This window comes from Gemmatimonas sp. (genome assembly GCF_041689975.1).
Classification (GTDB): Bacteria; Gemmatimonadota; Gemmatimonadetes; order Gemmatimonadales; family Gemmatimonadaceae; genus Gemmatimonas.
The window spans coordinates 1-18,750 of sequence record NZ_JBDNFF010000322.1; the positions used below are offsets into that span (position 1 = coordinate 1).

13 protein-coding genes are annotated in these 18,750 nt (G+C 64.1%); 9 read left to right on the forward strand and 4 right to left on the reverse strand.

The genetic code is table 11. The annotated features are described in order from the left end of the window. Nucleotides 1–469 precede the first annotated feature (469 nt). The 5 genes from ACESNG_RS19190 to ACESNG_RS19210 are packed head-to-tail and all read left to right on the forward strand — an operon-like array spanning nt 470 to nt 7,757. Complete coding sequence (locus ACESNG_RS19190) at nt 470–1,126, forward strand: TetR/AcrR family transcriptional regulator (RefSeq protein WP_373064146.1); 657 nt, start codon at nt 470–472, stop codon at nt 1,124–1,126. Further along, complete coding sequence (locus ACESNG_RS19195; protein WP_373064148.1) at nt 1,123–2,682, forward strand: TolC family protein; 1,560 nt, start codon at nt 1,123–1,125, stop codon at nt 2,680–2,682. The genes ACESNG_RS19190 and ACESNG_RS19195 overlap by 4 nt, the downstream gene beginning before the upstream one ends. A 5-nt stretch (nt 2,683–2,687) precedes the next feature. Then, nucleotides 2,688–3,824: an efflux RND transporter periplasmic adaptor subunit gene (locus tag ACESNG_RS19200; RefSeq protein WP_373064150.1), complete on the forward strand. Its 1,137-nt coding sequence runs from the start codon at nt 2,688–2,690 to the stop codon at nt 3,822–3,824. A 33-nt stretch (nt 3,825–3,857) separates the two neighbouring features. Further along, nucleotides 3,858–7,019, forward strand: a complete 3,162-nt coding sequence (locus tag ACESNG_RS19205) for an efflux RND transporter permease subunit (RefSeq protein ID WP_373064152.1) — start codon at nt 3,858–3,860, stop codon at nt 7,017–7,019. Between the two features lie 24 nt (nt 7,020–7,043). Next, nucleotides 7,044–7,757, forward strand: a complete 714-nt coding sequence (locus tag ACESNG_RS19210; protein ID WP_373064154.1) for a DedA family protein — start codon at nt 7,044–7,046, stop codon at nt 7,755–7,757. A gap of 18 nt (nt 7,758–7,775) precedes the next feature. On the opposite strand, the gene ACESNG_RS19215 is transcribed toward ACESNG_RS19210, so the two are convergent. From ACESNG_RS19215 to ACESNG_RS19225, 3 genes are all read right to left on the reverse strand, one after another. Then, complete coding sequence (locus ACESNG_RS19215; protein WP_373070402.1) at nt 7,776–9,251, reverse strand: aspartate aminotransferase family protein; 1,476 nt, start codon at nt 9,249–9,251, stop codon at nt 7,776–7,778. Between the two features lie 976 nt (nt 9,252–10,227). Beyond that, entirely contained in the window at nt 10,228–11,247 is a 1,020-nt protein-coding gene (locus ACESNG_RS19220) for a hypothetical protein (protein ID WP_373064158.1), read from the reverse strand. 151 nt (nt 11,248–11,398) lie between these two features. Next, entirely contained in the window at nt 11,399–11,809 is a 411-nt protein-coding gene (locus ACESNG_RS19225) for a Bor family protein (protein ID WP_373064160.1), read from the reverse strand. Between the two features lie 422 nt (nt 11,810–12,231). Here ACESNG_RS19225 and ACESNG_RS19230 point away from each other — a divergent pair, with 422 nt between their 5' ends. From ACESNG_RS19230 to ACESNG_RS19245, 4 genes are all read left to right on the forward strand, one after another. Then, nucleotides 12,232–13,563: an aminotransferase class V-fold PLP-dependent enzyme gene (locus tag ACESNG_RS19230; RefSeq protein ID WP_373064162.1), complete on the forward strand. Its 1,332-nt coding sequence runs from the start codon at nt 12,232–12,234 to the stop codon at nt 13,561–13,563. Nucleotides 13,564–13,566: 3 nt separating this feature from the next. Then, nucleotides 13,567–14,928, forward strand: a complete 1,362-nt coding sequence (locus ACESNG_RS19235) for a M20 family metallo-hydrolase (RefSeq protein ID WP_373064164.1) — start codon at nt 13,567–13,569, stop codon at nt 14,926–14,928. Between the two features lie 35 nt (nt 14,929–14,963). Continuing rightward, entirely contained in the window at nt 14,964–16,289 is a 1,326-nt protein-coding gene (locus tag ACESNG_RS19240) for an APC family permease (RefSeq protein WP_373064166.1), read from the forward strand. A 142-nt stretch (nt 16,290–16,431) separates the two neighbouring features. Continuing rightward, complete coding sequence (locus ACESNG_RS19245) at nt 16,432–16,791, forward strand: hypothetical protein (RefSeq protein WP_373070404.1); 360 nt, start codon at nt 16,432–16,434, stop codon at nt 16,789–16,791. Between the two features lie 95 nt (nt 16,792–16,886). Here the strand turns inward: ACESNG_RS19245 and ACESNG_RS19250 are convergent, their stop codons facing one another. Beyond that, nucleotides 16,887–18,530, reverse strand: coding sequence for an amidohydrolase (locus ACESNG_RS19250; RefSeq protein ID WP_373064186.1), 1,644 nt, complete (start codon nt 18,528–18,530; stop codon nt 16,887–16,889). Nucleotides 18,531–18,750 lie beyond the last annotated feature (220 nt).

An 18,750-nucleotide genomic window follows, 5' to 3' on the forward strand; every position in this document is an offset into this window, starting at 1 on the left:
AAGGCGAGGGGCACGCCGGGGCGCGCCGAGATCGCCGCCGCAGCCGCACGGGCAAGCTCTCGGAATCCGGTCACGCGCAGGTCACGAACGGAGGACACGTCATATCAAATCACGATACCACGTAGAGGCACCGCCACAAGAGGCCCGCCAAGCCAACGTGGCGAGCTCACGAATATCGAGAACATCCCGTACGGCGAGCAGTGGACCATCCGCTCAGACCCGTGAACCAGATGACGCGGAGGCGCAGAGGACGCCGAGGCGCAGAGACGAACGACAGAATTGTCCCTCTGCGTCCCCTGCGCTCTCTGCGCCTCCGCGTGATCAGTTCAAATATGCCATCCGCCGGCACAGATCGCCTGATCACACAGAGTAAAGGCGTCAGAGAGCAGAAGGTATCAAAGAGCAGAAGGGCAGAGCGCAAGCAAGTGCCCGCTTGCGAGAAAGCAAGTACTTGCATTACAATAACACCATGACCGACGACCACCGCCAACGCATTCTGCACGCCGCCGCTCGGGTCTATGCCCAACACGGCTGGCGCGGAGCCACTACCCGCCGCATTGCGGATGAAGCAGGCGTGAACGAAGTCACGCTCTTCCGCCAGTTCGGCTCCAAGGATGCCCTGCTCGACCTGATGATGCACGAGTGCTCGCGCGTAGAGCAGGATGCCACCTTCCCTGAGGAACCGGTCGACCCCGAGCAGGATCTGCTCGCCTGGGTCACCGTGCAGCACACCGCGCTCGTGAGCATGCGTGCCATCGTGCGTCAGCTGATGAGCGACGCTGAACACCGCCCCGACGCTGCCGATTGCGCTACGCACGGCCCCAGCGCTGCCATGGCCCAAGTGCGCGAATACGTGGTGAGGCTACGCCGTCACGGATGGATCACCGAATCCGGCGAGGTCTCGCCTTCCGACGTCCGCGCCGCGGTCACGATGCTCATGGGAGCACTTTATGCAGACGGCATGAATCGTGACCTCATGCCCACGATGTTCACCCAGCCTGTTCCGGAAACATTGCGTGCCTATGTACGCATTTTTCTTCGCGGGGTCGGTGCTTTGCAGGATCCAGCGCACCGTGCGGCACGTACGGCCGAACTGGACTCGACCTTCACCACTGTCCCCGAATGACCCCTCTCGACGGTGTGCGCGTACTGCGCCGCATATTCCCACGGCCCACGATCAACTTGGTGGCCGCGCTTGTCGCACTGGCAGTGGCGCCGCACCTTGCCCTCGCGCAGCCAGCGGCGCGAGGCAGCGCGCCGCGCCCACTCTCGCTCGCTGAAGCGCTGCAGCTGGCCACCGGTGAGAGCGAGCAGATCGCGATCGCCCGTGCCGGATCTCTCCGCGCGAAGGGGCAGCTCGGACAGGCGCGTTCGGCGCTGCTCCCGCAGCTCGCGACCACCATGAACTGGCAGAAGCAGCTGCAGAACCAGTTCGCGGCCATCGCCCAACGCTCCGGCGGCGGTGCGCCCAGCGGCGGCAGCGACACCACGCCCGTGGCCGAGAATCCGATCACTCGAATTTTTGCATCGCAGTACAACTTCAACGTCGGGCTGTCGGCCTCGCAGGCCTTGTTCAACGGTGGCCGTTCCACGGCGAACATCCGCGCCGCGAAGGCATCGCGCGAGTCGGCCGAGATCGGCATCACCAGCGCGCAGGCGCAGGTACAGCTCGATGTCACGCAGGCCTACTACGACGCGCTGCTCTCCGACCGTCTCGTGGCGATCTCCGAATCGTCGCTGGTGCAGTCCGAGCGCACGCTGCGTCAGGTGCAAATCACCCGCAATGTCGGTTCGGCGTCGGAGTTCGAGCTCATTCGGGCGCGCGTTACACGCGACAATCAGCGGCCCGGCTGGCTGCAGTCGCGCACCAACCGGGATCTCGCTTACGTGCGTTTGCGTCAGCTGCTGAACGTGTCGCCCGATCAGCCGCTCGCCCTCACCGACAGCATCGCCGAGTCGCCGCTGTCCACACCGGTAGCCGATCAGGCGCCGATCACCACCGTGAATGTGAACGTGGCCGAGGTGCTCACGATCGATCCGCAGGTGCAGGCTGCGGTGTCTCGTATCCTCGCAGGCAGTGACACCGGCATCGGTACGCGCGCCCCGGTAAAGCAGGCCATTAAGAGCGTCGAAGTGGCGCAGCAGCAGCTGCGAGCCACCAAGGCGCAGCGCCTCCCATCGATTTCGGCGACCACGAACTATCAGCGTCTCGCCTATCCCGTAGGCATTCTTCCCACGAGCCTCCTTGATTTCTTCCCGAACTGGACCGTCGGGCTCGGCCTCTCGTACCCGTTCTTCACCGGTGGACGTGTGCGTGGTGAAGTGCAGGCCGCCGAGGCGACGGTGATCGAAGCGCGCCAGCGGTTGCGGCTCGCGCAGGAAGGGGCGTCGCTGGATGCCCGTCAGGCGGTGGCGCAGCTCACGGAATCGGAAGCCTCCTGGCAGGCCAGCGTGGGGACCGCCGAACAGGCGCAGCGGGCTTATGACATCGCCGAGGTGCGCTTCCGCGAAGGAATCTCCACGCAACTCGAACTGTCCGAGACGCGAAATCAGTTGCAACAGGCGCTCGCCAACCGTGCACAAGCCGCGCGTAATCTGCAGGTCGCGCGCAAGCGTCTCGAATTGCTTCCTTATCTCCCCCTGTCGCAGGGTTCCACCCCGTCCACCGGCCCCACTCGATGAATATCATGACTCGCCGATCCGCGTCCCTCGCTCTCCTCGCGGCGACGCTGGTGGGAACCGCGTGCAGTAAAGACAAGGAAGCGCCGGCCGCCAACACGGCGGCCGTGGCCCAGAACATCGGTCCGGACAACATCGCCGTGGCGCGTACCGACACGTTGCGCAGCGGTCCGGCCATCTCCGGCACGCTCACGGCCGACCGCGAAGCGCGTATCCGCGCGGAGATGAGCGGAGCAGTGCTCGCCACCAATGTCGAACAGGGTGAGCCCGTGAGCGCCGGCAGCGTGCTCGGACGTATCGATGATGCGACGGTGCGTGACGCCGCGATTTCGGCGCGTTCCGCCGTGACGCAGGCCACCGTGGCGGCCGAACAGGCCGCGCGTGAATTGCAGCGTGCGAAGACGTTGGCGGCGGCCGGTGCCATCGCCGAGCGTGATGTGGAAAGTGCTGATCGCGCCAACCTCGGCGCACGAGCGCAGCTGGCGGATGCGAAGGCGAGGTTGTCGTCGGCCGAGAAGCTGCTGCGTAACACGATCATCCGCGCGCCGTTCACGGGCGTGGTCGCGGAGCGTGCGGTGAGCCCGGGTGATATCGTGTCGCCGGGTACGGCGCTGTTCACGGTGATCGACCCGCGCAGCTTGCGCGTGGAGGCGTCCGTGCCGACTTCGGCGCTGGCCGATGTGCGAGTGGGTGCGCCGGTGTTGTTCACGGTGAACGGTTCGGATCGCGTGCTGGAAGGCCGCGTGACACGCGTGAGCCCGATGGTGGATCCGCAAACGAAGCAGGTGCGTTTGCTGGCGTCGGTACCGAATTCCGCCGGCGGGCTGGTGGCGGGACTGTTCGTGGAAGGTCGTGTGGCCTCGCAGAAGCGGGTCGGTGTGCTGGTGCCCGAGAACGCGATCGACCAGACCGGCATCGTGCCGAATGTGATGCGCCTGAAGGGCGGCAAGGTAGAGAAGGTCGAGGTGCAGCTTGGTGTGCGTGACGAAGCGGCTGCCGCGTTCGAAGTGACGACCGGGATCGCCAGCGGCGACACGGTGCTGCTGGGTGCCGCTCGCGGCATCTCGGTGGGCACGATGATCACGGTGTCGGCGCCCAAGGACGCCACGCCAGCGCAGAAGAACGTGAAGAACGTGAAGAACTAGCGTCGGGCCGAACCATCTCTTTCAGGTTGCTCCATGTTCATTTCTGATTTTGCCATCAAAAAGCCGCTCCTCACGATCGTGGCGATGTTGGCGATCGCCGGCTTCGGCGTCGTGGCGCTCACGCAGCTCCAGACCGACGAATTCCCCGAGGTCCAGCCGCCGATCGTCGTCACGACGGCGGTGTATCCCGGCGCCTCGCCCGAGCAGGTGGAGCGAGAGGTACTCGAGCCGATCGAGGAGGCCATTCAGTCGATCTCCGGCGTCAAGTCGATCAATGGCGAGGCGCGTGACGGGTTCGCGCTGGTGCGTGTGGAATTTGTCTTTTCAAAGGATCTGCAGGAAGCGACGCAGGAGATCCGCGACGCGATCGCTACCAAACGACAGGACCTGCCGCCGGAGCTCGAGGAACCGATCATCAAGAAGTTCAACGACACCGACGGTCCGATCGTGACCTTGTCGATGTGGTCGAACTCGCTGAGCCCCGCGCAGCTGACGATGCTGGCCGATCCGGCGATCTCGCGCGAGCTGCGCGCCATTCCCGGCGTGGCCGACGTGGCGGTGACCGGTGCCGTGAAGCGCGAACTCACGGTGAATCTCGATCCACAGCGAATGCAGGCCGCGGGCGTCAGTGTACCACAGATCGTCGGCGCGATTCAGCAAGGCAATCTGGCGGTCCCCGTCGGTCGCGTGAACGGCACGCTCGACGAGCGGACCATTCGACTCCGCGGACGCCTCGAAGGGCCGCAGGATTTCATGCAGCTCGTGGTCGCTGAGAAGGGCGGACGGGTGGTGCGACTGGGCGACGTGGCCACCGCCGTCGACGGCGTCGAGGAGCTGCGAACACTGTCGCTCTTCAACGGTCGTGATGCGGTGGGCCTCGAGATCAAGAAGACCAAGGGCTACAGCACGACGGCCGTGGCCGATGCGATCATCAAGCGCGTGGATGAGCTGCGGCCCACGCTCCCCAAGGGTGCGAACTTCGAGGTGGTGAAGAACAAGGGCACGCGCGTCGAGAACTCCGTGGACAACGTGCAGAGTGCGCTGATCGAAGGTGCGCTGCTTACTGTGCTCGTGGTTTTCCTGTTCCTGAATTCGTGGCGCTCCACCGTGATCACCGGCTTGGCGCTGCCGGTGTCGGTGCTCGCGAGCTTCATCGCCGTGTGGGCGTTCGGCTTCACGCTCAACACGATGTCACTACTGGGCCTTTCCCTGGCGATCGGTATCCTGATCGACGATGCGATCGTGGTACGCGAGAACATTGTGCGCCACGTCGAGATGGGCAAGGATCATTACACGGCGGCGCGGGAAGGCACCGATGAAATCGGGCTCGCCGTGGCCGCGACGACCTTCTCGATCATCGCCGTGTTCGTGCCGATCGCGTTTTTGCAGGGACTGTCCGGGCAGTGGTTCAAGCCGTTCGCACTGACCATCGCCTGTTCGGTGCTCGTCTCGTTGTTCGTGTCCTTCTCGCTCGATCCGATGCTCTCGGCCTACTGGCCCGATCCGCATCTCGAGGAGCACCAGAAAAGCTGGATCACGAAGCAGCTCGACAAGTTCAATCACTGGTTCAACGGACTGGCCAACAACTATCGCAAGCTGATCGGTTGGGCACTCGATCATCCGAAGAGCATGGTCCTGCTGGCGGTCACCTCGCTCGTCGTGGCGCTCGCACTGCCCGCCACGGGCGTGGTCGGCGGCAGCTTCTTTCCGCTCGAGGATAACGCCGAGTTGACCTTGGCGATTGAAACGCCACCGGGGGCCAATCTCGACTACCTGCGACAGAAAACGCAGGAGGCCCTCGCTCTCACGGACTCCGCGAAGCACCCAGAGGTCCTGTACAGCTTCGTCAGTGCCGGTGGGGCCAGCGGGGCGGTGGATAAAGCCAGTATCTACCTCAAGCTCAAGCCGAAGGGCGAGCGTCTCAAGGCTGGCGAGTTGAGCGCCGAGGATCTTGGGGCCGTGATGCGTGAGGAAGTGAAGCGCATTGCCGGCGCGTCCGTTTCAGTGTTCACGAGCGACTTCGGCGGACAGCAGAAGCAGATCTCCCTCGAGTTGCGCGGCAATGACAAGGCGGCGCTCCAAGCAGTGGCCAACCAGTATCTGGCGGTGGTGAATTCGGTGCCGGGCGCGGTGGACGTGGGGCTGAGTACGAAGGGGCAGAAGCCGGAACTGACGGTGCAGGTGGATCGCGGGCTGTCCGGTGCGCTCGGTCTCAATGTTGCCCAAGTGGCTCAGGCGATTCGTCCGGCCTTCGCTGGCCTCGACGCGGGTGACTGGATCGACCCGACGAACGAGACGCGGAAGGTGATTGTGCGACTGTCGCCGGAAGCACGAGCTCGCACCAGCGACCTCGCGATGCTGCCGGTAGCGGTCGGCACGGGCCAGAATGCGACGCTGATCCCGCTCCAGCAAGTCGCGCGCATCAAGAGCGAACTCGGGCCGGCAGTCGTGAATCACCTCAATCGCGACAACGTGATCCGGGTGGAAGCGAATGTCGCCGGGCGGTCGCTTACCGAAGTGAAGGCCGAGATCGACAGCAAGACAGCCGAGATCACGATGCCACCCGGGGTTCGCCTGTCGTCGGGCGGTCAAGTACAGCAGCAAGAAGAGGTGTTCGGTAATATCTTCGTCGCGCTCGGTGTCGCGGTGGCGTTGATGTACCTCATCCTTGTGGTGCAGTTCGGATCGTTCCTCGATCCCATCGCCATTCTTATTTCGCTGCCGCTGTCGCTGATCGGTGTGATGGGCGCGCTCGCGATCACCGGCAACACGATCAACCTGATGAGCCTCATCGGCGTGATCCTGCTGTGCGGTATCGTGGCGAAGAACGCGATCCTGCTGGTGGATTTCGCGAAGGATGCCCGTGAGCGGCAAGGGATGCCGTTGCGCGAGGCGCTGATCGAAGCCGGCGCTATTCGTCTGCGTCCGATTCTGATGACGACCTTCGCCCTCATCGCCGGTATGATCCCGGTAGCCTTGGGTCGTGGTGAAGGCGCCCAGTTCCGCGCGCCGCTTGGCGTCGCGGTCATCGGTGGTGTGATCACCTCCACGGTGCTCACGCTACTCGTGATCCCGACGTTCTACGAGATCTTCGACAACATCCGTTCGTGGGTCTCACGGCGAGTTGGGCTCACACCGCCGCATACGGGGCAATTCCGGACTCTCGAATTGCCGGTTGCCCAGGCCGGCGACTGACGTAGTCGATTAGATTCGCGGGGTATGATCCCGGTGATTTCCTCGATCCTGTTCGCGACCACGCTCGCCCCCGCGCTCCTGCTGCGGGTGGCGAGCGTTGTGCTGTCCGGTAGCTCGGCTATCGGCGTCGCCGCCGCCATCATGGACGTCATGAAGTGGTTGGAGGCGGTCACCGACAGCTTCTGGACCTATGTGATCCTGGGTGGCTCGGCGATCGTGATCGAAGAGCTCTCGCCGATCTTCGGCGGGATCGCGGCGCATGAAGGCGAGCTGCAGATCGCCCGCGTGATCTTCTCGATCACCTTGGGCGGCTGGATCGCCACCACGCTGCTGTACGTGCTGGGCCGCTGGAGATGGGAATTCATTCGCCGTCGCTTTCCGCGGGTGCGCGCCACCGGCACCGTGGCCCTGCGCGTGGTGCGGCGGAATCAGCTCACGGCGTCGCTCCTGGTTCGCTTCGCGTTCGGACTGAGAGTGGTGCTGCCGATGGCCTGTGGTGCGGCCAAGGTACCGATTTATATCTATCTGCCGCTGTCGCTGATCGGCTCCGCGCTCTGGACCGCCACCTTCACGCTTATCGGATACGCCGCCGGTGAGGCCGCCGTCCGCACCCTCGGCCATCTCGATCGGGCTGGCGAAATCATCGGCGCCGTGGTGGTCACGGTGGCCGTATTGGGTTTCGTGCGCTGGCAACGCATCCGCCGCGAACGCAAAGCCGCGCGACGTACCAAAGCGTAAGGCGTCCTGAGCGGTCCGCTACGCCACCGGAGACGCCGCAGCCATGGTCGTCGCGGCTGCCGCAAGTAAATCAGCCCATGCTGTCTCCACGTGGCTGCGATCGGTACGGATGTTTCCGATGGCCAGCCGCAGCGTGTACTTCCCGTTCAGCTTCGTGTGCGACAGATACGCGCGGCCGTCGGCGTTCACGCGTTCCATGATCGCCGCGTTCACCCGCGCGATCTCGGCCTCGCCCATACCGGCCGGCGCATAGCGGAAGCACACCAGCGACATCGTGACCGGTGCCGTGAGCTCCCAGCCGCCGTTCTCGAAGTGCACCATGCCCGCGAAGTCGCGCGCGAGATCACAATGAAAACGTATACGCTCGGCGAGGCCCTCGGCGCCGTACGCGCGCATCACCATCCACAGCTTGAGTGAGCGGAATCGACGCCCGAGCTGTATGCCGTAGTCCATCAGGTTGACGGTCTCGGTCTGCGTGCTGGTGATCAGGTACTCCGGCAGCAGCGCAAACGCGCGACGGAGCGCGTCGGGATGCTTCGTGTACAGCACCGAGCAATCCATCGGCGTGAACAGCCACTTGTGGGGGTTCACCACGAACGAATCGGCGTCGTCGGTGCCATCCATGAGATGCCGCATTTCCGGCACGATCGCGGTCACGCCACCGTACGCCGCGTCGACATGCACCCAGCAGCCGTGTGCGCGCGCAATGCGCAGCACCGCACGCACGGGATCCACACTCGTCATGCTGGTAGTACCCACGCACGGCACCACCGCCATCGGGTGAAAACCCGCGGCGAGGTCGGCCTGGATTGCCGATTCGAGGGCGTCGGGGCGCATGCGAAAGTTCTCGTCGGCCGGAATCTTGACGAGGTTCTCGTGACCGAGGCCAAGGGCGATCACCGCTTTGTCGATCGACGAATGCGCGTGCTCGCTGCAGTACACCCGAAGCTTCGGCATATCGGCGCGGCCGGCCATGCCTTGCATGCGCACATCGTAGCCGGCCTGTTCACGCGCTGCCGCTAGGGCGTAGAACGTACTCACACTGGCGGTATCGGTGATCTGGCCGAACCATCCTTGCCCAAGTCCCATGAGCTGACGCAGCCAGTCGAGCGAGACCTGTTCGAGTTCGGTTACGGCAGGACTGGTGACCCACAGCATGCCGTTCGCGTTCACCCCCGCCGCGAGCAACTCACCGAGAATTCCGGGATACGACGCGCTATTGGCGAAGTAGGCGAAGAATCCGGGATGATTCCAGTGGGTAATGCCGGGCATGATGGTGTCGCGGAAATCGCGCAGCATCGCCTCGAGCGGCTCACCTCGCGCAGGCGCCGACGCGGGCAGTGCGGCGCGAATATCGCCTGGCTGCACCCGGCTCTTGACCGGCAACTGGGCGGCATGCTCGAGGTAATCGGCGATCCAGTCCACCGCGGCATGAGCCGCCGCGCGGAATTCGCCGGGAGGCAGATCGCCGAGGAAGGTGGAGTCGGTAGACATACTGGTAAGCTATCGTCGGGTCGTTTCTTTTGCTGTGCTTCGTGAGCCTACGGACAGGGCCGCCGCGCGATCGGCTCGCTCCGGCGAGCGTCGTGTCTGGGCGGGATCGTCGGTTCGCGCGAAGTCCGCGAAGATCGCGAAGGCACGTGAAGAAAAACACCAAGAGAAAATTGCACTGCCGTTCTTCGGGTCTCGATGTAACGCATGCAGGGCGTACATGCAGTAATGCAAGTTTTTAACATGTATTTTCACTCCCCCACGCCGTGTGCGCGAACCGGTGCAGGTGTATCTGGCCGCCGATGATCGGGATCTCCTGAATCGACTAACCTCGGAGACCGGACTGTCGAAGGCAGAAATCTTGCGCCGTGGGGTCCGAAGTTTTGCGAAGGAGCAGCAGGGCGTCGGCCTGATGTTGCAGTTTCTGGAGAGCCTCGGTGAGATGGACGCGCCGGACGGAACGGCGATGGACCACGACGGCGCGCTCGCCGAGTCATACCGTAGCCCTCGGTCGCGACGTATCGCGGTTGGCTCGAGGAGGGGCGGCAGTTGGTCACGACCAACCTGGTACTCGCCGAGATGCAGATTCTGCTGATGCGATTTCGCGGTGTCACCGCGGGTGCGCAGTTCCTGGACAGCGTGCACCAGGACCCGAGTCACGGAGCATTTCCCCGCAGCGGGTTTCGACGCGCTACCCTGATCACGGCGATGGGAATCTTCGTTGTTCTTCGCGTCAATCGGTTCAAGCACTCGTCCGTCGCACGATGCCTTCGCTTCGAGGAGCCTCGTGACGGGGCGGGATCGTAGGCTAACGCGAAGATCGCGAAGATCGCGAAGGCACGCGAAGAACAGCAAAAGAGCGAAATGGAATGTTGTTCTTCGCGTCGCGTCGCGTCCTCCGCGAACTTCGCGTCAATCAGCGATGGCAGCCACACGCCCCACGCTATCCGAAGCGCCACGCACGACGCACCACCTAAAGTTACGGGGCCAGCTGCAATCCCCAGTGCACCCGCAGGTACTGCTCCAACACTTGAGCCGTGACATCGGCGAAACGTTCGCGATTGGCGGCGTTGTCGCGCACTCCTGTAAAGTTGGCCTCGATCTGTACGCCGCAGATCAACCCACCGGTGGTGCCACCAAGCGGACCGGCCGCGCTGCCGCAGGAATGTCGACGGGTGTTGTCGCCACCGTTGAAATACTCGTCGCCGTTCGGACGTGGATCGCTGCTGCTCGGAATCGACGGGAATCCCTGAGCGGCGTAGAGCGTGCCGAGGCTGGTTGGGCCGCGCAACAGCGCGGAAAACGACAAGGGCGACGCCAGCGAGAGCGTGAGAATACTCGCGCTGTTCTCGATCGCGCTCGATGCATCGAGCGACGCGTCCGTGCCGTTGAGCTGCGTGGCCGTGAGCAGGTAGCCAAGCTCGAGACGCTGCACCGCGTGGCCATGTCCGTGCAGGTCCATGTACCATCCCTTGCCGAACGCGGCGATCACGGCGCTCTTGGCCGCGTCGATGTACCCGTGCCACTCCGACAGTGCCTGCGCCGCCTCCGCGTTTCCGCAGGCGGCTTCGGTTTGCAGGCGATTGGGGTCGAGCTTGCGTCGCGAGAGATGCGAGATGATGACGTGCGGATACTTGCCGAATCGCGCGGCAAAGCGCGTCTGCATGGCGCGCGCCAGTTCCAGCGTGTTGGCGTCGGTGACCGTGGTGGCCACACCACCACAGGCAGTGGCCGTACGGTCGGGAATCGACGACGGCGTGAGCGCTCCGCCGTGCGGCGCCGAGAGGATCACGGGAGTGTTCCCGGCGATGTACTCCACGTAACCGTTGCGCCCGAAGTACGACTGCCCGGCCACATACGTGATTGGCGCGACGGGTGGCGGCACCGGTGTCGGCGGCGTTGTGTTGGTGGAGCTCCCCGAACAGGCGCCTATGGCGATGGCGGTGGACAGGATGACGGCCACTCGACGCGTGTGGCGGATCGAACGAAGGAACGGCATGGCTACAATCTCTCGCAGGAGCACCTCGGGCGGAACGGGAGGTCTGCCGAACAGATTACACAGAGAGAAAGAGAACAAGAGGACAGGGAGGTCCCCCGTGATCTCCTTTCCTCCTTTCCTCTGTGTGATCTGTTCTGTCGACCCAGCGGACTTAGAACTGCACCAAGACGATGGCGTTCAGCTTCTGCGACAGTTCAACGGCCTGCTGCATCGCGGCCTGCGCGCCGGCCTCGCCGACCTTGATCGTCTTCGCACTCGGGAGCTCGGCGCCCGACTTGGCGCAAGTGTACGAGATCGTCATCGGCGAATAAAGGCCCCCTGTGAGGAAACCCGCGAGCCCATTCACGAACGACTGCTGTGTCTCCACTTTCGCGACGCCACTCGGGCACTTCTTGACGGTTTCCGTGATGGACGGTGGTACGAGTCCAAAGATGAAGCCGTGAGCCCACGGGGTCACGTTCGGTTCGCCGGCCGGCGCGCGGCCCGTATCGATTACGGCATGATAGCAGCCCGCCAACGCGAACACTGAGGCCGCAGCGACCAATGCAGAAAGACGACGCATGAGTACTCCTGGAATCGGGTGGAACACCACAAGGGACGACGCATTCGCGCCACCCCTTGGTACCGCAACATTACCAACACGAACGCATCAACGGTGTGGCTGATGCTCCTGTATTCGGATTGCGGACCGGCGGCCTGCCCACCGGGCGCCGATCGCCGGAGAATATACGAGTTCTCGACGCTCAGGACAATACAATCCCGGTCACATGTCGTGCACCCAGACCCGGTGCCCGATCACGCGGAGGCGCAGAGCACGCAGAGGCGCAGAGTCTCTCGATGTTTCTTGGCTCCTCCGCGCGCTCTGCGCCTCCGCGTCATCCGTTCAACGATTCCCGTCGGCACCGCTCAATTGCCTAGTCACACCGCCCACGTGTAACGGCGCGCCGCGATTGCGGGGGAGCGGCCAAGCCCGTACCGTCAAGCATGACCACACACCGCTCCCGTCGTGATTTCGTGAAGAGCGCGGCCATCCTCGGCGCGGCCGTCGTCGCCGCCCCCAGTGCCGCCGCCGCGCGGCCGTCGCCCACTCTGCCACGCCGCGACGTGCCGCTCACGCCGCATCCCGGTGCGCGGCATGACGTGGCCCGCGACGAAGCCTACTGGTCGCAGGTGGCCGCCAAGTATCGCACCACGCCACGCACCACGAACATGGAGGCGGGGTACTTCGGCATGATGGCGCTGCCGGTGCTCGAAGCGTATCACCGCTACATCGATCGCGTAAACAGCGAGAGCTCGTACTTCGCGCGCCGCGAATATCCCGCCATGATGCGCACCGCCCGTGAGCGCGTCGCCGCATTTGTGGGCGCCAAGCCCACCGAACTCGCGTTCTCACGCGGCGCCACCGAAGCATTGCAGGCGCTCATCGGACAATATAATCGCGTGCAGGCGGGCGACACCATCATGTACGCGGACCTCGATTACAACGCGATGCAGTGGGCCATGAATGCCCTGGCCACGCGCTGCAAGGCGAATGTCGTCACGCTCAATATCCCTGAGCCCGCGTCGCACGACAACATTCTCGCGGTGTACAGCAAGGCGCTCGACGCCAATCCACGCACCAGGCTGCTGTTGCTCACGCACTGCAACAATAAAACCGGGTTACTGCTGCCGGTGGCTGCCATCACCGCGCTGGCCAAGGCGCGCGGGGTAGATGTCGTGGTCGATGCCGCGCACTCGTTCGGACAGGTGCCGCTCACCATGGCCGACATGGGCGCTGATTTCGTGGGGCTCAATCTGCACAAGTGGATCGGTGCGCCGGTGGGCGCCGGTGCGCTGTACATCCGCGAATCACGTCTCGACGCGATCGACCGCGCGCATGCCGATGAAAGCGCACCGCTCGATCGCATCGAAAGCCGCATTCACACCGGCACCACGCACTTTGCGACGGTGATGACGATTCCCGATGCCATCGACTTCCAACTCAGCATCGGCATTCCGCAGAAGGCTGCTCGTTTGCGCTATCTGCGTGATCGCTGGGTGCATGCGGTGGCCGATGTGAAGGGCGTGACCATTCTCACGCCGGAAGACGCCGTCCTGACCGGAGCGATCACCGGCTTCCGTCTGCATAACCGTGGCACCAGCGAGGCGAATCGCGCGCTCGCCACCACACTGCACGACGAATTCGGCATTTTCACGTTCCAGCGCACCGGACTGGCCAAGGGCGATTGCGTGCGCGTCACTCCCACGCTGTACAACACCCCCGCCGACGCCGATAGACTGGCGGTCGCTATTCGCACCATTGCTGCCAGAGGCTGATTTATGAAGCGCCGTACGTTCCTTGGTCACGCCGGTACACTGGCGGCAATGCCGCTGGTCACACCGTATCTGTCAAACGCCTTTGCGGTATCGGCGCTCGCGCCGCTGCGCGTGAACGGCGCGCGGCTCAACGAGTGGCTCACGAAATTCGACAGCGTCGGTCGCACGCCTGGCGGGATCAATCGCGTGGCGTACTCCGAGGCCGATCTTGCTGGTCGCGCCTTTACGCTGCAACTACTACGCGACGCCGGATTCACACCGCGCATCGATACCGCCGGCAATATCTACGCGCGACTCGACGGCACCGACCGCACACGTGCGCCGATCCTGATCGGTTCGCACATCGACTCCGTCACCGACGGCGGTAACTTCGACGGACCGGTCGGCTCCTTCGGTGCCATCGAAGTGGCGCGCACGCTTCGCGAACAGAACAGGCGGCTGCGGCATCCGCTCGATGTCGTGATCTGGCAGAACGAAGAAGGCGGCACCACCGGTAGCAAGGTGGCCATCGGGGAGATGACCGACGCCGAGTTGTCAAAAGTGGCGCGCTCGGGCAAGACCATCCGTGACGGTATCGGCATCATCGGCGGCGACGTGTCTCGTCTCGGCGAGTCCGTGAAGAAAAAAGGCGACATCGCCTGCTATATCGAGCTACACATCGAACAGGGTGGCCTACTCGAGAAGGCCGGCAAGCAGATCGGTGTGGTGCAGGGCATCGTGGGCCTGCGCTGGTTCGAGGTCACCATCACCGGCTTCGCCAATCACGCCGGCGCCACGCCGATGGACCAGCGTCAGGATGCCATGCTCGCCGCCGCCACGTTCACGGTGGCGGTGAACGATGCCGTACGCGCCGAACCAGGACGACAGGTGGCCACCGTTGGCCGCATGGTGGTGTCGCCCAACACCACCAACGTGATTCCCGGACAGGTCGTGCTCACCGTCGACTTGCGTGACCTCGATCAGAGTAAGATCGAGCATTTCACCGAGGTCTTCGAGAAGCTCGCCCGGGAAATCGGTACCACGACCAACACCACGTTTGCCTTCAGGCGGCTCACCGACAGCAAGCCCGCCGTGTCCGATCCGCGAGTCATGAACTGGATCGAAGCGAGTGCGACCGCGCTCGGGCTGTCGTCGCAGCGCATGCCCAGCGGCGCCGGCCACGATGCACAGGAGATCGCGCACATCGCACCGATGGCGATGATCTTCATTCCGAGTGTGGGCGGCATCAGTCATTCGCCGAAAGAATTTTCGCGCGCCGCCGACATCACCAATGGTGCCGATGTATTGCTCGATGCCGTGATCGCCGCTGACGCGCAACTGGCCGCGCCGACGGCCACGCCGAAACCTCGCGACGGTCGCTCGTGACGGTCGCTCGTGACGGTCGCTCGTGACGGTCGCTCGTGACGGATAGCGGCGCGCTGCGCCGCGTGATCGGTCCGGGCACGCTCGCCCTCATCTTTGCCAACGGGACCATCGGGGCCGGCATCTTCGCCCTGCCGGGTCTCGTTGCCGCCAGCCTCGGCAGTGCCACCGCGCTCGGTTACGCGATCTGTGCCGTGCTGGTGGTGTTGATCTTTCTCTGCTTCGCCGAAGTGGGCAGTCGTGTACACGACAGCGGCGGCGCGTATGTGTATGTGGAAAGGGCGTTCGGTCCGTTCGCCGGCTTCATCGCCGCCAATCTCATGTGGTTCGGCGTTGGCGCCTGTGTCGACGCGGCGCTCGCCGATGTGCTCGTGAGTACGCTAGCTACTGCGGTGCCGACGCTCGCGCAGCCCGTTCCGCGTGCGCTCACCCTCATCGCGCTGTTTGCCTTCATGGCTGGCGTGAACATCATAGGAGTGAAGACCGGCGCGCGACTGGTCGTCGTACTGACCGTGCTGAAGCTGCTGCCGTTGCTGTTGCTACTCGTGGTCGGCATTCCGCACATCACCCTGTCGCACGTCATCCCGTCCAGCATGCCGGATGCGTCCACACTGGGCCGTGGAGTACTGCTCCTGATGTTCGCCTTCATCGGCGGCGAATCGTCGCTGTCGACCAGTGGTGAGCTGCGGAATCCGAGTCGCACCGTCCCCCTTGGTCTGCTCATGGGCGTCGCGACGGTGGTCGGGGTGTACTTTGGGCTCCAGCTGGTGGGGGAAGGCGTGCTTGGCGCCGACCTCCCGCTGCAAACCATCACCCCGCTGGCCGCGACCGCCGAGAAGTTGCTGGGGCCGTGGGGGCGCACGTTGCTGCTCGGGGCGGTGTCACTGTCGATCTTCGCCCTTGTGAATGGCGACCTGCTGCTGTCGCCACGCTGCCTGTACGCCTCTGCCAAAGACGGTCTGCTGCCGGCGCCACTCGCCAAAGTGCATCCGCGCTTCCAGACGCCGTACGTGGCGATTCTCGTATTCGCCGCGATTGCCTGTGCCCTGGCGGTGCTGGGGGCCTTCAAGCCGCTGGCTATTCTCGGCACGTCGTCGGTGCTGCTGGTCGACGTCGCCGTTTGTCTGGCGGTGCTCCGCTTGCGACAGCGTGGAGTGCAGACCGCCGATTCCCCGTTTGTCATACCGGGTGGACCGCTCGTCCCGATTCTGGGGGCTGCCGCGTGCGTCTGGGTGCTCTCCAACCTCTCCCGGGACGAGCTGCTGGGCCTCAGCGCTCTGGTCTTCTTCTCCGGTGGCCTGTATCTGCGCATCCTGCGCGCCCGCCAAATGACCGCGCGCCGGAACGCCGCCCGCGCGTCGTAGGCGGATTCACACGTCCTGATTCGCCAACGGACCGCGACGGTGCGATATTCAAAAGTCCCCTCCGCACCACCTGCATTTCACCACAAGGACTTCACGAATGCGACATGCCTTCATGTACGCCGGCAGCTTCGAAAAGAACTTCATGAAGCTGACCACCACCACCACGTCTTTCGAGGGCAGCGATGGCCAGCAGCACGCCTACGCGCCGTGGCCGGACGGCGTGGACGGTCTGCGCATCTCCTTCATGGAGAAGACCGGCAAGAAGTTCGTCGTCGTCCGCATTGCCGACGGCACGAGCGACGTCGTGCTGCACCACGAGATGGTGCTGGTCCCGGGTGAGCATTTCGGCTTCGGCGTGCACCTGCAAGGCACGCCCACGGTGGTCGAGGACAACATCGCCATCATGAAGCTCCTCGAAGACGCGACCAAGAAGAACGTCGGCCACAGCGACGAACTCCTGCAGATCCGCGCGCGCTTCAAGGCCGCGAACACCAAGCACTAGTCCAGAACGACGATGGGCGTGCGGTGCCGACGCAAGTCTGCCCCCGCACGCCCATCGTTACTCCGTACCCCCCACTCCCGACTCCCTACTGTTTTCTACTGTCCCTTCGGTTTCGCCACCTGCGCCCGCACCGTAGGGTATTCGATGCCCAGCTGTTCGAGATACGTCTTGAACTTCGTGGGATCGTAGTAGAACTTCTGCAGCTGTGGCTTGAAGCGCGCCATGATGTCGGCGTTCAGGTAAATCGGCGGCGTGTCCTGCGCGCGGATGAACGGCTGATACTTCACGTCCTTCGTCTGCACGGTCTTGAAGTAATCCCACGCGTCGGCCACGACCTTCGGCGTGAGCATGATGTCGAGCATCGTGAGCGCCTGCACCTTCGCACCGGCCAGTGCGCCCTTGTGCGCGATCGGCGTGGCCATCGAAATCGCGTTCGCCCAGTTGTGACCCGGCAATCCCGGAATGTTCGACGGAAAGCGCAGCGTGATCGTGGGCATGTTCCACGACACGTCGCCGATATCGTCGGAACCGCCACCCATCCAGTTCTGCGGCGTCTCGGCGCCACGCAGTTCCTTGTTCACCTGGTCCGACAAGCCGAAGTCCGGCGAACCGAGCTCCTTCTGAATGCCCTTTGCCAGCGTCTGGTCCTTGTCATCCCACTTGGGCATGCCGACCGTCTGCACGTTGGCGTGCATCGCCTGCGCGATCGGCTTGCTGAAATGTCCCGACCAGCCCGAGCCGAGAATGAGAATGGTGTCGAGCTTGGTGTCGGTCATCATCGCCGCACCCTCGGCTACCTTCTTGCCGATCTCGAACAGCGCCATCGTGCGCGGATAGTCCTGCTCACGGAAGTAGAACCAGATGCTCGCCGTGCTCGGCACCACGTTCGGCTGATCGCCGCCGTCCTTGATCACGTAGTGCGAGCGCTGCTGCAACCGCAAATGTTCACGACGGAATTCCCAGCCCTGACCCATCAGCATCACGGCGTCGAGGGCACTCTGACCGCGCCATGGCGCACCGGCCGCATGCGCGCTCGATCCCCTGAAGCGGAACTCGGCCGACAACAGCGCGCTCGATCCACTGGCGCCCCATGACACGCCAAGGTCGTTGCCCACGTGCGTGAACAGCGTGACGTCGGTGTTCTTGAACACGCCGGCGCGCACGAGGAACGCCTTGCCCGCCATCTGCTCTTCGGCGATGCCCGGCCACAGCAGCAGCGTGCCGTTGATCTTGTCGCGCTGCATGAGCTGCTTCACGACGATCGACGCCACGATGTTCACCGCCTGACCCGCGTTGTGACCTTCGCCGTGGCCGGGCCCCCCGGTCACCATCGGATCCCTGTAGCCCACGCCCGGCTTGTTGCTGGCCTGCGGAATGCCGTCCACGTCGGAGCCGAGGGAGATTTCCGGCTTGCCGGTGCCGTAGCTCCACTTGGCCGTCCAGGCCGACGGCATGCCCGCCACGCCCTTCTCGATGGTGAAGCCTTCCTTCTGCAACAGCGTGGTGAGGTACCGCTGCGACTCGAATTCCTGGAAGCCGAGCTCCTGGAACGAGAAGAGCATGTCCACGATTTCCTGGACTTGCTTGCCGCGGGACTCCACCATCTGGAGCGCCTCGGCTTTGAGTTTGGCCAGGCGTGGGTCCAGAGGAGCAGATGACGCGGCCGAGGCGGGCGTTGCCGCCGTCGTGGTATCCTGCGCCGATAACGACGCGGCCGGCGCAGCGGCCAGCGTGGACATTGCCAGCAGCAGGGAACGAGTGGAACGAAAGCGGGTCGGATGCACGGCGGACTCCCAGGGTAGTCGGCGAATCTCGGAAAACGCTCGCCGGCGGCCGTGACGAACAGGGCAACACAGGCGAGACCGGAAATTACGTTTCAGACGGGGAAACCGCTCGCTCCGAACCCCCGTACGGTCACCAAGACAGCGGTTGTGGTCATCCTTTCCTGTTTCCCGGTTC